This window comes from Paraburkholderia sp. MM5496-R1 (assembly GCF_050436205.1).
Classification (GTDB): domain Bacteria; phylum Pseudomonadota; class Gammaproteobacteria; order Burkholderiales; family Burkholderiaceae; genus Paraburkholderia; species Paraburkholderia tuberum.
Genome location: NZ_JBNDLT010000003.1, coordinates 272,869 through 286,359, shown reverse-complemented (window position 1 = coordinate 286,359; position 13,491 = coordinate 272,869). Strand labels below are relative to the sequence as shown.

At 60.4% G+C, this 13,491-nt stretch carries 11 protein-coding genes and 2 pseudogenes; 8 read left to right on the top strand and 5 right to left on the bottom strand.

The annotated features are described in order from the left end of the window. Window positions 1-252 precede the first annotated feature (252 nt). Window positions 253-2,379 carry an aconitate hydratase gene (locus OKW38_RS27500; RefSeq protein WP_429333599.1) on the top strand — a complete coding sequence of 709 codons (2,127 nt, stop codon included), beginning with the start codon at window positions 253-255 and terminating at the stop codon, window positions 2,377-2,379. Continuing rightward, entirely contained in the window at window positions 2,376-2,756 is a 381-nt protein-coding gene (locus OKW38_RS27495) for a hypothetical protein (RefSeq protein WP_429364084.1), read from the top strand. The genes OKW38_RS27500 and OKW38_RS27495 overlap by 4 nt, the downstream gene beginning before the upstream one ends. Window positions 2,757-2,789: 33 nt before the next feature. Here OKW38_RS27495 and OKW38_RS27490 read toward each other — a convergent pair whose 3' ends face one another. The 4 genes from OKW38_RS27490 to OKW38_RS27475 form a co-directional block, all read right to left on the bottom strand. Next, complete coding sequence (locus OKW38_RS27490; RefSeq protein WP_429364082.1) at window positions 2,790-3,170, bottom strand: response regulator transcription factor; 381 nt, start codon at window positions 3,168-3,170, stop codon at window positions 2,790-2,792. A 457-nt stretch (window positions 3,171-3,627) separates the two neighbouring features. After that, on the bottom strand, window positions 3,628-5,418 hold the full coding sequence (ftsH, locus tag OKW38_RS27485; protein ID WP_429364080.1) for an ATP-dependent zinc metalloprotease FtsH: 1,791 nt from the start codon (window positions 5,416-5,418) through the stop codon (window positions 3,628-3,630). A 296-nt stretch (window positions 5,419-5,714) separates the two neighbouring features. Further along, the gene (locus OKW38_RS27480) at window positions 5,715-6,353 is read right to left on the bottom strand and encodes a DUF1614 domain-containing protein (RefSeq protein ID WP_429364078.1); all 639 of its coding nucleotides are present in this window, start codon (window positions 6,351-6,353) and stop codon (window positions 5,715-5,717) included. 236 nt (window positions 6,354-6,589) lie between these two features. Further along, window positions 6,590-7,045 carry a DDE-type integrase/transposase/recombinase gene (locus tag OKW38_RS27475; protein ID WP_090810181.1) on the bottom strand — a complete coding sequence of 152 codons (456 nt, stop codon included), beginning with the start codon at window positions 7,043-7,045 and terminating at the stop codon, window positions 6,590-6,592. Between the two features lie 519 nt (window positions 7,046-7,564). Between OKW38_RS27475 and OKW38_RS27470 the strand changes: the two genes are divergently transcribed. From OKW38_RS27470 to OKW38_RS27450, 5 genes are all read left to right on the top strand, one after another. Further along, the gene (locus OKW38_RS27470; RefSeq protein ID WP_143037205.1) at window positions 7,565-8,824 is read left to right on the top strand and encodes an ABC transporter substrate-binding protein; all 1,260 of its coding nucleotides are present in this window, start codon (window positions 7,565-7,567) and stop codon (window positions 8,822-8,824) included. 138 nt (window positions 8,825-8,962) lie between these two features. Continuing rightward, a complete protein-coding gene (locus tag OKW38_RS27465) occupies window positions 8,963-9,721 on the top strand; it encodes an ABC transporter ATP-binding protein (RefSeq protein ID WP_429364076.1) in 759 nt (252 codons plus the stop codon). Continuing rightward, the gene (locus OKW38_RS27460; RefSeq protein WP_090806787.1) at window positions 9,718-10,452 is read left to right on the top strand and encodes an ABC transporter ATP-binding protein; all 735 of its coding nucleotides are present in this window, start codon (window positions 9,718-9,720) and stop codon (window positions 10,450-10,452) included. The genes OKW38_RS27465 and OKW38_RS27460 overlap by 4 nt, the downstream gene beginning before the upstream one ends. Continuing rightward, the gene (locus tag OKW38_RS27455; protein ID WP_090806785.1) at window positions 10,449-11,342 is read left to right on the top strand and encodes a branched-chain amino acid ABC transporter permease; all 894 of its coding nucleotides are present in this window, start codon (window positions 10,449-10,451) and stop codon (window positions 11,340-11,342) included. The genes OKW38_RS27460 and OKW38_RS27455 overlap by 4 nt, the downstream gene beginning before the upstream one ends. Beyond that, window positions 11,339-12,304, top strand: coding sequence for a branched-chain amino acid ABC transporter permease (locus OKW38_RS27450; protein ID WP_090806783.1), 966 nt, complete (start codon window positions 11,339-11,341; stop codon window positions 12,302-12,304). Before OKW38_RS27455 ends, OKW38_RS27450 begins: the two co-directional genes overlap by 4 nt. A 289-nt stretch (window positions 12,305-12,593) precedes the next feature. On the opposite strand, the pseudogene OKW38_RS27445 reads toward OKW38_RS27450, so the two are convergent. Continuing rightward, window positions 12,594-12,901: pseudogene (locus OKW38_RS27445) on the bottom strand (DUF2182 domain-containing protein). Window positions 12,902-12,990: 89 nt separating this feature from the next. Between OKW38_RS27445 and OKW38_RS27440 the strand changes: the two are divergent. Continuing rightward, window positions 12,991-13,185 (top strand): annotated as a pseudogene (locus OKW38_RS27440) (integrase core domain-containing protein); the annotation flags it as partial. Window positions 13,186-13,491: the final 306 nt, after the last annotated feature.

The window sequence follows — 13,491 nt, the reverse complement described above, 5'->3', positions numbered from 1 at the left end:
TTATGCGCGCTAATGGACCTTGGCAGTTTCCGGAAGGCAACCAACACGGTGCATCTATCGCAACCGCACCCGACGTCTGCGGTGCCATCGCCATCGACATGAATGCCTTTTCCAGGTGGTTCGCCTGCCGTTACAAATGCAGTGCGTCTCGACGGCGCGTCATGAACCGGTAGTGCGATAGTGCTCACAAGAAGCCGGTCGTACCGGTGGTGATTTCCTTCGTGCTCGCCCTACACTTATACTTACGCGACAGTGGGTGAACTCGTCGCGTGGATTATCGGCTGTGGCCAGGATCGATCCAGCGGTCACGGCTGCTGCCACGCACATGAGCGCAGACATCTCCGCTCTCTGGCGAACCGGAGTCAACCATCGCCGGTACGGTCCTGCCGTGAACCGGCTTCGGAGGATGGGGCCATGCGCATGAACCTTGCACGCAAGCTGATCCGGTCTCACCTGATCGAGGGCGACATGACGCCTGGCGCGGAGATCGGCATCTCGATTGACCAGACGCTGACGCAGGACGCGACCGGCACGCTCGTGATGCTGGAGCTCGAAGCCATGGGACTGGACCGGGCGAGGACCGAAGTCAGCGTGCAGTATGTGGACCATAACCTGATCCAGGAGGACTACCGCAATGCCGACGATCACCTCTTTCTGAAGAGCGCCGCGCAACGCTTCGGACTGTGGTACTCACGGCCCGGCAACGGGGTCAGCCATCCGTGTCATCAGGAGAACTTCGGCAAACCGGGCAGGACGCTGCTCGGCTCTGATAGTCACACGCCCGCCGCTGGCGCAATCGGCATGCTGGCCATCGGTGCGGGCGGACTCGAGGTCGCGCTGGCGATCGCAGGTGAGCCGTTCTTCACGCGCATGCCCGAGATCTGGGGCGTGAAACTGACGGGCCGGTTGCCCGACTGGGTAAGTGCGAAGGATGTGATCCTCGAGATGCTGCGCCGTCATGGGGTCGATGGCGGCGTCGGCAGGATCATCGAATACTACGGTCCAGGGCTTGATGGACTCAGCGCCATGGACCGGCATGTCATTGCAAACATGGGTGCCGAACTCGGTGCGACCACCACCGTTTTCCCCTCCGATCAGGAGGTCCGGCGTTTCCTGCGTGCGTGGGGACGGGAAGCCGACTGGACCGAACTGATAGCTGACCCTGGTGCGACCTATGATGTTCGTGACGAAATCGATCTCGGGCGCCTCGAGCCGCTGATCGCCATGCCGTCGAGCCCGGACAACGTGGTTCCCGTGCGCGAGGTCGCGGGCGAGCCGATCCATCAGGCTTACATCGGTTCATCCGCCAATCCCGGTTACCGCGACTTCGCGATAGCGGCAACCATGGTGCGTGGACGCGCCGTCCATGACCGTGTGTCGTTCGACGTGAATCCCACCTCGCGGGCACAGCTCGAAATGCTCGTGAGCGACGGCCATATCGTGAACCTGCTTCATGCCGGCGCGCGCCTGCATCAGGCCGGCTGCAACGGCTGCATCGGCATGGGTCAGGCACCCGCAACCAACGGGTTGTCGCTGCGCACCGTGCCGCGCAATTTCCCCGGCCGCTCGGGCACACCCGAAGACAGGGTGTGTCTCGTCAGCCCCGAAACCGCCACTGCGTCGGCCCTCACGGGTGAGATCACGGATCCGCGCACGCTCGGCATGCCGTATCCGCGCGTTGCCGATCCCGATCATCCGATCGTCCATCGCGAGATGTTCGACCCTCCGCTTTCCGCTGAAAAAGCGTTGCGGGTGACGCTGCTCAAAGGCCCGAATATCGCCCCACTGCCGGCGTTCGAATCGCTGCCCGACATGATCGAAATGCCGGTGATGCTGAAGGCGGGAGATAACGTCTCCACAGATGAAATCATGCCGGCCGGCGCGCGGGTGCTGCCGCTTCGCAGCAACATCCCGGAAATTGCGAATTTTGCGTTCGAGCGAATTGACCCTGCCTATGCGCGGCGTGCGAAGGAAACCGGTGATCATCTTGTTATTGGCGGATCCAACTACGGACAGGGTTCGAGTCGCGAACACGCGGCGCTGGCGCCACGCTTTCTCGGACTGCGCGTTGTACTGGCGAAAAGTTTCGCACGCATCCACGCGCAGAATCTCGTTAATTTTGGCGTGCTCGCGCTGGCATTTGACGATCCCGCCGACTATGACGGCATTGCGGTCGGCGACGTGCTGCGGCTTGATGGCGTCCACGATGCGCTGACCAGGAGCCACGGACTGACCGTCAAGAACACAACGCGGGGCGGCACCTTCGAAGTTCACCACGCGATGTCGCCCCGGCAGGTCCAGTATGTACTGAGCGGGAGCCTCATCAACTGGATGAAGGAGCGTCTTGCGGGCCACGCGGGAACCACCAGTGCAACATGATCCGCTCCCGCTCCCGCTCCCGCTCGACGCCGCCGGCGTCGCCGGACTGTGCGCAGATCCTCGTGCTGCCGAATGATTTCGCCATCCGCATCGTCTCCTCACGCAACAGTCCTGTCGACGGTCCCCGTTACCGGCTGACCGTGCGCGCAATCCGGGGTACGCTGCAGGTCGTAGCTGCATGGAAAGCGCTCGGGCAATACGCCGCTGATGTTGAGCACGTCCAGATCGGTATTGACAACCGTCACGGCTTCGAGGAGATCACCTTCACGTTCGGCGACATTTCGTCCGGAGCGCTCGTCCGGTTGGTGAGACGGCAGATCGCGCTGCCCTGGACGCTCGACGCCTATTTCTATTCCGACAACGACGCGACCGCCTGATCTGTACGCGCATATGCAAAAGCGGTGTGTGACCTATCGGCTTCCGTTCGTGTCAGACGAGACCTGCAACAGGAGCCCGCGGATGGCGTTGAGCAGGCAGACTGCCTGCACCGGCTTCAGAAGAAACACGTCCCACGGTCGCCCTGCCGAGGGCGGCGCAAGCATGCCGGCGGCCATAACCAATAGAATTCCCGCTGTTGCGCGACTGCGCCGCAGGCGCCAGCACAGTTCCACACCATCGAGCCGGGGCATTTTCCAGTCCGTCACCACCAGCGCCGGTGATTCGATACCAGCCGCGGTTAGTGCCGCCTCCCCGTTCTGTGCGGTCAAAACATGATAACCCTCCGGCTCAAGCAGGAACCGGAGGGCGGTCAGGATGTTGGGATCGTCATCGACAACAAGGATGGTGGACACCGCAGCATTACCGATAATGAGACTTTCAAATTGCTGAAACCGCGAGCATTTTTCATTCCAGCATGCCGCCCGTCGCCATCAAGCGGAGTTCGCTCTAGCCCGCCGTTCGCCAATCGCGAGCGGCGCGATGGCAAACGACTTCCGCTCCATCGGATCCGGACGTGGGCTGCCGCCGAATAACCCGCCGCAATCGCCGATAAGTCGGAATACTGGTAGATCGCTGTAGGGTCTATAACCAGTATCGGGAAGCGTGGGGAATGTTGACCCGAGCAGGTTTGGTGATCACGACCGGACGAAACCATAACCAGTCTTTTCGAGCCCGATGGAGGCTTTGATAATCATATAGCCGTCCTACCGGAACGGCGCGAGGCCGGCTATATGATTATCAAAGCCGTCGCCAAGTCTGCGGCGTAGGCAATATCAGCGGTAAACAAGATCGGCGCAGATGTGGATGATACTAACCAATGCGAGGTAACTCGTCCGGCAGCAAAGTCTCCTTTTCGAGAAGAAGTTTTGCCCCTTCGTCTAACTGCTTTCGGTGCGTTCTCAGGATTTCCATTGCGGCGTTCGCTGCATCCCGCACCAGGGCGCGCACGGCGCAGTCGATTTCCCGTGCGGTCTCCTCGCTATACTCGCGGGTGACCGAAGCCGGATCGCCAAGGAAGGCGTTGGGTTGCGATTCATAGGCCATTTGTCCCAAATCTTCGGACATGCCGAAGCGCGTGACCATCGTCCGGGCGATATGCGTCGCTTTTGCCAGATCATCCGCCGCTCCGGAGGATATCTCATCGAAGACAAGCGCCTCGGCTGAGCGGCCGCCAAGAAGCACGGCCATCTTCCCCCTGAGCTCGGTACGGCTCATCAGGAAGCGATCGTCGGTCGGGCGTTGCATTGTATAGCCCAGAGCGCCGATGCCGTGCGGCACGATTGATATCTTCTGAACCGGATCTGCGCCGGGCGTGACCAACGCCACCAGAGCGTGCCCCATCTCATGGAACGCGACGATCTCCCGCTCCTTTGGAATAAGTAAGCGGCTCTTCCGCTCCAACCCTGCGACGATCCGCTCGATCGCAACGGTGAAATCCGTGATGTCAACGGATTGAGCATCACGCTTTGTCGCCTGGAGAGCCGCTTCATTCACCAGATTTGCCAAATCGGCACCGGAGAATCCTGGCGTGAGCGCCGCGATCTGCTCAGGTTCGATATCCTTTCCTGCTCGTATTCCCTTCAGGTATATCTTGAGAATAGCAATACGCCCGGCCTTGTCTGGTCGATCTACAAGAACCTGGCGATCAAACCGTCCCGCGCGTAGAAGGGCAGGGTCGAGAACTTCCGGCCGGTTTGTCGCGGCCAGCAGCACGATGCCTGTTTGAGGGTCGAAGCCATCCAACTCCATCAAGAGTTGATTGAGTGTCTGCTCCTTCTCGTCGTGCCCTCCCAAGGATCCGATGCCGCGCGCTCGCCCCAGTGCGTCGAGTTCGTCGATGAAGATGATGCATGGCGCGACTTTGCGGGCTTGCTCGAACAAATCGCGGACGCGTGCTGCTCCAACTCCTACAAACATTTCAACAAATTCCGATCCGCTGATCGAAAAAAATGGGACGCCCGCTTCACCAGCAACTGCGCGGGCGAGCAATGTTTTTCCTGTTCCCGGCGGGCCGACCAGCAGCACACCTTTCGGGATGCGGGCACCGAGACGGCCATGATGCTGCGGCCTCTTCAGGAAATTGACGATCTCGATCAATTCGTCTTTTGCTTCGTCGACTCCCGCTACATCCTCGAACGTAACCTTGGTGTCCTTTTCGACAAAGATCCTGGCTTTACTCTTGCCGATTGTCATGAGCCCGCTCATACCGCCTTGTTCGGCAAGACGCCGGGCCGCGAACATCCATATGCCGACAAAAAATACCGCAGGCAGCACCCACGACAAAATATCACTAACCAGGTGGTTATCCACCACACCGGTCACCTTCACGTTGTACTTGTCCAGCAGGGCGTAGACGTCAGGCCGGACCAGCACGGTCGAATATAACTGGCGCCCATCGGCCAGCGGTTTTGACAGCTTGCCGTCAAGGAGATTGCCACGCACGTTGACGGCTTCTATTTTTCCGTCCTTCAGAAGCTGCTCGAACTGGCTAAAAGGGATCGTCTCGACTTGCTGTCGGGCGACCCACCAACTCTGGAACAGCAGAATGGCGATGACTGCGGCAATTGTGTAACCGATATTGAAGTGCGTCTGCTTGTCCACCGTCGCCTCCGTATCAACAACTGCCGTTTGCGTTGTTTTTGAGGGGCACCTCTGCAGCGCGACAGGACGCGCATTCGGGGCCACTTTACGCCCTAGCGGTCGGCGCTACCTGTGCAGACCACCTTATACTGGCTACCGGCCCTCCCAGCACGTCAAGATATCGAAGACAAGCCTCGCTCGCGTCGCTGGCTTCGCCCATACTCAGGACGTCGAGGGATCGGATATCCGCCCGTGCGGTCAGGCCTTTCGAAAAAAAATCGGCTCTGGACTTGCTGTCTCGCAACTGGGCGGCGCCATCACGGAGCTTTCTTGCCTTCGGAGCCATGTCCCACGCGACGCAGCGGCCGCGTAAGGCTGGCGAAAAGCACCGCAAGGATACCGGTCAGAAATATTCCGTCGAACGTCCCCGCTCCGCCGATCGAGGCTATTGGCGCAGCAAGACCCTGAATGCGTCCCAGATTGAGCAGATCCGCACCAATGAGTGTGCCCAGGCTTCCGCTGATATAGGCGAGCGGAGCAGCGAGGTTGGGCGAGAGCAGAAGCGCGACCACGGCAGCAGTCATCACGGGAACGAAGACTGGCAATGCGATACCGAGTCCAGGGATGGGATGGGCCAACGGGTGGCACACTGCAGCGACGAGGGCAATCGCGACGGGACCCCGGAGCCACAGGTGATGTCTGAAAAGCAAATAGAGCGACATCAAACCCGGAATGAGCGCTCCGCCGACATTTACCGCTATGACCGTCCCGGGCCATTCGACGACCACTGGCACTACGTAGTGCATCCCGAAGAAAACGATCTCTTGCCCGGACCGTACTTCCTGCGCCGGCAACTCGGCTAGCGGGATGTTGAAATAGCTGCCTGCCAGCATTCCGAGGAGCAGAAGCAGGGCGGCGCCTAAGCTTATACCGAGGCGCATGGATACGTAGTGCAACGCCCCCGATCCGAAGAAGGCCCACGAGGAGGAGAAATATCCCCACCAGCATCGAAAAGAATGGAAGCGGAAGAGGGAAATAGTGGAGATGGCTTAACTGCATGGGCGATTCTCCTCTTTTACAGCATAGAGGACGTCTGCAGCGGCCGGTTAGTTCGCGTTTCTACCTACTTCGAACTTTGGGCTTTGTCACGTTGCCGATCACCGGACGAATCGTGTTCAGGCGAAACAGTCGCTCAGAAAACAGCAGACGGATTCTGGGTGAGACCGGTGAAAAGACGCCAGGCTTCAAACCGGGTCGCGAGCTGCTTTCGATAAAGCGAAGCGCGCAGCAGATGACGCTTGAGCGCGAAGTGTTGTCGGATCGGACCGAAGCACGACAGGAACGCCTGCGTGCGCCCGGGCAGGCGGAAACCACGCATACGTCGCTCGCGTTCACGCGTGGGCTGATGGCTGTTCTCTGCACCGTTGTTGACGCGGGCGGCCGCCTTGACGAACACATGCTTCACGTTCGCCAGCTCCGGGATTTCGGTCTTTGCTGCGGGGTAACTGGGCAACTGGTCAGTGACGATCTTCTTCGGCACCTCGGGACAGCGCAGGCTGAGCTGGAACCTGAAATACCAGTGTACCGCGTGGCTGATGACTGACGCCGGGAACCGGTGACCGTGATACAGCGATTTCGTTTTCTTCACCACTTCTTCTTAACTGACCGCAGCGCCAACGTGACAAAGCCGTTCGAAGCAGCACCACAAAAAAGAGCCTGACGCAGAGGGTAATCTGCCGGCGATTATATGCTGAAGCTTTCCCCCTGAAAGCCAAGTCTGGTGGGGGTTTGGGGGAATATTTTCTGCTTTCGGTGGACGGGCAGAAAAAATGGTCAAATCCCAACGATCGGGAATTTATTCGTGATGGACAACTCAAATACAAAGGGAACGTAAGGTCGCGGCTTCCCGACCTGTTCACGATCCCAAGCCACGTACGCACGTCCATGACAAACCAGACGAAGCAGGCGGACAAACTGTGCGCAATCCATTTCCCTTGATCGGGGCCCACCGTCGCGCATGAGATAAGCAATTCCACAACTGCGTCGGGCGCGCATCGCGCCGTACAACCATACGTCAATGCGCCTCGTCCGGTTTCATCCTTGGCAGTTAACTATGCGATGGCTGACTTTCTCGGTAACCGAAGGTTAAAGAACGGAGGAATTCGCCGTGTCAAAGCAACTTTTGTTTGTCAGTGCTGCGTGCGTTTGCATCTTGACCTGCGGCCAGGCTCATGCAGCCTGCACCACCACAATCGGCAGTGTGATGGCGTTGACCGGATCGCTGGGCGTGCTCGGCCAGCAGATTGCCAAAGGCGTGCAGCTGGCTGTGTCGGATCTCAACGCGGCCGGCGGTGCCAACGGCTGCACTGTGGATCTGGCTCTGCTGGATGACCAGACCGCACCCTCCGTTGGAGTGGATGCAGCCAAGAAGCTGGTCGACGTGCAGCATGTGCCGGCCATCGTCGGCGCGCTTTCGAGCGGTGTCAGCGGAGCCATCCTGACCGCCGTGGCTGTGCCGGGCAAGGTCGTGCTGATTTCTCCCGCCTCCACCTCGCCGACCTTCACCCAGCTCGCGAAGGACGGCAAGACAGACGGCTACTGGTTCCGGACGGCACCCTCGGATGCGCTGCAAGGCGTAGCGATAGCTAAGGTTGCACTCGATGCCGGGATAAAGAAGGTTGCTGTGCTTTATCTGAACAATGCCTACGGGCAGGGGCTCAGCTCCGAGTTCGCCAACGCGTTCACGAAGCTCGGGGGCGCGGTCACGCAAAACGTCGTCTACAACCCGAGCCAGGCCTCCTATCGCGCGGAAGTCAGCAAGGCAATGGATCCAGCACCTGATGCGCTGTTCCTGATCGGCTATCCGGGCGACGGCACGACCATCGCGCGCGAATGGATTTCAGCCGGAGGTCCGCAGAACTTCCTTCTGCCCGACGGGCTGGAATCCCAGGATTTCGTCAATGACGTGGGCACGCAGTACATGAAGCATGTACACGGCACGGCGGCCGGCTCGGAGACGACACCTTCGCTTGCGACCTTCAAGCAGGAGTTCCAGACCAAGTTCGGCGAATTACCTACGCAAGCCTATATCCCCAACGCTTATGACGCGACGGTCATCATCGGCCTCGCCATCGACTACGCGAAGCGTGCCGACGGCATGGCCATCCGCGACGCCATCCCCAAGGTGACCGATCCTCACGGCAAGAAAGTCTATGCCGGTGCGGCCGAGCTCAAGAAGGCGGAAAAGATGCTCGCGCAACACGAGGTGATCCAGTATGTGGGCGCATCGGGGCCGCTGCAGTTTGACCGGTACGGAGACATCAACGCCCCCATGGTGGTCTGGTCCGTGGACAGCGGCGGAAAAGTCAAGCCGACGGGCATGGTCACGGTGAATCAGATCAAGGAGCTACGCAGCAAGATCCAGTAGCGGCACCAGGCTTTGAACAAAAGAGCCTGCTGCAAGGCTTGACGCCGATCAAACCGCGATTCCTCAAGGCGGTAACGCACCGTACCCCTGGAGGCATTCGCGGCTGGGCGGCGGCGTTTCGGGAAGGACACTGCGCGAATGCTGGAAGTCAAACAGCTCGTCAAGGAGTTTGGAGGATTGCGTGCGGTCGACGGCGTGTCCTTCACCTTGCGCGCTAACACCATCACCGGCTTGATCGGGCCGAACGGCGCTGGCAAGACCACGCTTTTCAACACCATTGCCGGCGTGCATCGGCCGACGTCGGGCGACATTTCGTTCCTCGGCCGGCGCATCGACGGCCTGGCGCCCCACAGGATCTTCCACGAAGGACTGGTACGGACGTTTCAGATTCCCCGCCCGTTTGCCGAAATGACCGTGCTCGAGAATTGTATGCTCGTGCCGCCCCGCCAGGCCGGCGAGCGCTTCTGGAACAACTGGTTCAGCCGCCCGCAGGTGCGCGCCGAAGAACGTGCCTGCCGCGACCGCGCTCAGGAAGTATTGGTCTTCGTCGGCCTCTCACCGCTAGCGGGCGAATACGCCAAAAATCTCTCCGGCGGCCAGCAGAAGCTTCTCGAACTGGCCCGCGTGCTGATGGCGGACCCCAAGCTCGTCCTGCTCGATGAACCTGGGGCCGGGGTCAATCCGACTTTGCTCGTTACCATCATGGACAAGCTGCATGAACTCAATGCCCGGGGCATTACGTTCCTTATCATCGAGCACAACATGGACCTGATCATGACGTTGTGTGATCCGATCCTCGTGATGGCACAAGGCAAGCTGATCCTGGAAGGGTCGCCGACGACGGTGCGAAGCGACCCGGGCGTCCTCGATGCCTACCTCGGCGGGGTTCCGGAATGAACGCCCCGGCGCTCTACGCGCATGAGCTGGTGGCCGGCTATGTGCCAGGCGTGGACATTCTGCGCGGCGTGGAGCTCATGGTCGGACGCGGTGAAATCGTCACGGTGCTCGGTCCCAACGGCGCGGGCAAGTCCACGCTGATCAAGGCGATTGCCGGCTTGGTGGCGGTGCGCTCGGGCACAGTGCAACTGTTCGGGGATGACATCGGGGGCGTGGCCGCGCACCATATGGTGGAGCGGGGCCTGGCCTACGTGCCGCAAACCAACAACATCTTCAGCCGGCTCAGCATCGAGGAAAACCTCGAAATGGGCGCATACATTCAAGGCAACCGAGCCGACATCCGGCGCGGCATCGAACAGATGTTCGAGCTGTTTCCGCGGCTTCGGGAAAGACGCAGGCAAGCTGCCGGCATGCTCTCAGGCGGCGAACGGCAGATGGTGGCGGTCGCGCGTGCGTTGATGGCAAATCCCAAGGTGCTGATGCTGGACGAACCCTCGGCGGGACTGTCGCCGAAACTGGTGGGCGTCGTATTCGGCAAGGTGCGGGAGGTGCGCGACCTGGGGGTTACCATTCTGGTGGTCGAGCAAAACGCCAAGGCCGCCCTGGCGATCTCCGACCGGGGTTACGTGCTGGCCGAGGGTCGAGATCAGATGACGGGCCCCGCCAGTGAACTGCTCGCGAACCCCGAAGTGGGTCAGCTGTATCTGGGCGTTCGGCGAGGTCTGTCATGATCGCGCAATACGTCGCCGACGGGGTCATTCTTGGATCGACTCTGGCCTTGGGAGCCATTGGCCTCACGCTGACCTACAACATTCTGCGTTTCGCCAACTTCGCCCACGGCGAATTCCTCACCTTCGGCGCCTACTTCGCGCTGTTGCTGACTGCGCTCTTTGGGACCGGAACCGCGCTGGGTCCGGTAACCTTCGGCGGACCCTTCCTGCTGGCGATCGTGGTCGCCGGCATCTTGACCTCCGGAGTGGCGCTAGTACTCGACTGGCTGCTCTACCGGCTGCTACGAAAAAGCGAAGTGGCGGTCACGCTGGTGATTGCATCGTTTGGTGCATCGCTGATGTTACGCAACCTTGTGGTCTTCATCTGGGGCCCCCAGCCCGAGTACTACTCGCGCAGCATCGCCATCGCCAGGGAAATTCTTCCCGGCGTGCGACTGACCGCCGACGAGGTCTTCGTCGTTGCGCTGACGCTCGCCCTGATGATCGCGCTACATCTCTTCCTGACGCGCACCCGGCTGGGCAAGGCCATGCGCGCCGTGTCGGATAACCCCGCATTGGCGAGCGTCACCGGCATCGACGTGCAGGGCATCATTCGCTGGACCTGGGTGGTAGGTGGCAGCCTGGCGGCGATCGCCGGCGTGCTGTACGGCCTGACCGTGCAAATCTCCCCGGAGATGGGCTTCAATCTCATCCTGCCGATGTTTGCCGCCGCCATCCTCGGCGGCGTGGGCAGCATTTACGGCGCGGTGCTGGGGGGGCTGATAATCGGCCTTGCCGAATCCATGTCGGTGCCGATCCTCGGGTCGGCATACGAGCCGGCGGTCGGGTTCTTCCTGATGTTTCTGATCCTCCTCGTCTATCCCAAGGGGATTCTGGGAGAGCGTTCATGAGCGGGATGATCTCCTATCTGGTTTTCTTCCTCATCCAGGCATCGATTTTTGCCGTGGTCTGCCTGGGACTGAATCTGCAATGGGGTTACACCGGACTCTTCAACATCGGCATATCCGGATTCTTTCTGATGGGAGCGTATGCTTTCGCCATCTTGTGCGGACCGCCCTACGACACACATCTCGGCGGCTTCGGCCTGCCGTATGTCGTCGGTCTGGCCGGCGCCCTGTGCGCCGCTGCCGTGGTCGGCTTCATCGTCGGGATTCCCACCCTGCGGCTGCGTGAAGACTATCTGGCGATCGTGACGATCGGCATCGGCTCCATCCTGCAACTGATTTCGTTGAACGCTTCCTCCTTGACGGGCGGGAGCCGGGGAGCCAGCAGTATTCCAAGACTGCTGCCCGGATTGTTCCAGTCCGTGTTGGGTGTCAACCTGCTAATGCTCGGGTTCATGGCCGTACTGGTCCTGATCATCTACCGGGCTCTCGAAGCCATGGTGCGCTCCCCCTGGGGCCGGGTTCTCAAGGCCATCCGGGAAGACGACACCGCCGCTTCGTCGCTCGGCAAGAATCCCTTCCTCTTTCGACTACAGTCTTTCGTGATTGGCTCCGCCCTCATGGGTTTGGGCGGTGCTCTTTACGCCAGCTTCATTGGCTTCATCAGTCCGGAAGACTTCTTGCCCGTCTTCACGTTCCAGATATGGACCATGCTGATCGTCGGCGGTAGCGGCAATAACAAAGGGGCAATCCTGGGCGCCGTACTGATGTGGGCCGTCTGGACACTGAGCGGCAGCGCGGCTCAGGCCGCACTGCCGGTCCACCTGCAGGTCAAGGGCGGGGCCGCGCAGGTCATGCTGATCGGGCTCGTGCTCATGCTGACACTCATCTTCAGGCCGCGCGGCCTGGTCGGAGAGGAAGCGACGGTATCTCGAGAGGCGCACGTGCTCCCGCGCAAACCGGAGTAGCGCGTATTCGCAGCGCGAAAGCCGATGACGGAAACGAGGTAGCCGCGCTTCAGGAGTCGCACGATTGAACCCGCTGGACCGCAGGTCTTCATGGAGGGTCATCGATACTCAAAGGGAGGTATCGGCCGATCGTAAGTGACAACAAGTCGAGCATTCGAGCAACGAGCCGGCGCACCAAACGAGTTCCTGTGTCAGCGGCCATTCGAAGCGCGGTCGCTTCGGCGGCGGGTTCTGATGCGTAGCGGACATCTTCGGATGGGGTAGTCACTCGGCTGTTCGTGTCGCGACCTCACCCCGTTGTTGCAACTGCGACACCGCAGCCAACCAGCAGCAACCCCTGCGCAAAAGGAAGCCATCGCGCTTGCGGCAGCATTTTTTCGAGCATCACGTAGATCGACAGAGCGGCAACCCAAAGCACGTTCATGACGCCAAACACGAAGAGCAACGCCATGAGCGCCCCGCAACAGCCGACGCAATAGGCCCCATGCCGGAGAACCCCATGATCCAGGCACCGAGGCTGCCGTCGCGCCATTCGGTCAGAAGAAAACCGAGGGGGGAAGCACACTTGCTAAGGCACGCATGCTTTAAAGGTGTCAGCTGGAAGACTCCAGCAATGACCAGGAGAGCGCCCCCAAGCAGCGGGGTTGCGCGCCGGGCAGATCGAGCACCTGGATGTGGCGGCCCCGAGCAATGGGATGGCCGAGAGCTTCGTCAAAACGATGAAGCGCAATTACGTTTCGTGGATGCCCAAGCCTGACGCGAGAACTGCGCTGCAGAACTTGGCCATTGCGTTCGACCACTACAACGAGTCCCATCCGCACAGCGCCCTGAAATACCGGTCGCCACGCGAGTTTCGCCGGCGAACAAATTCTCCAACCTAAGCGTGACCGCGTGTCCGGTCACGCAGGGGTAAGTCCAACGCGATAACCGAACACAGCAGGCGCTCCAAGTGCGGCTCGCGTCCATCCCGACGATGGTTCATTCAGATATTGCACCACGGCGCTCGAAGGTTCATTTAGCATTGTCTGCCGATTGGAATCGATCAGGGCTTTGTGGTCGTCAGGGTACGTGCCGTAGGTCGCTGCCTCCGGCGTGTTCTTATCGCACATCGGCGCAACCCGTGAGCACGCCTGCGATCAATACCGCTGCGCTCGCGGCCCTCAGCTTCGTTTTCATCATTTCACCTA

Excerpts from the sequence above, each read along its gene's own strand:
- OKW38_RS27455 (WP_090806785.1), top strand. The coding sequence starts at position 10,449 with ATGATCGCGCAATACGTCGCCGACGGGGTCATTCTTGGATCGACTCTG.
- OKW38_RS27460 (WP_090806787.1), top strand. The coding sequence starts at position 9,718 with ATGAACGCCCCGGCGCTCTACGCGCATGAGCTGGTGGCCGGCTATGTG.
- OKW38_RS27450 (WP_090806783.1), top strand. The coding sequence starts at position 11,339 with ATGAGCGGGATGATCTCCTATCTGGTTTTCTTCCTCATCCAGGCATCG.
- OKW38_RS27495 (WP_429364084.1), top strand. The coding sequence starts at position 2,376 with ATGATCCGCTCCCGCTCCCGCTCCCGCTCGACGCCGCCGGCGTCGCCG.
- OKW38_RS27465 (WP_429364076.1), top strand. The coding sequence starts at position 8,963 with ATGCTGGAAGTCAAACAGCTCGTCAAGGAGTTTGGAGGATTGCGTGCG.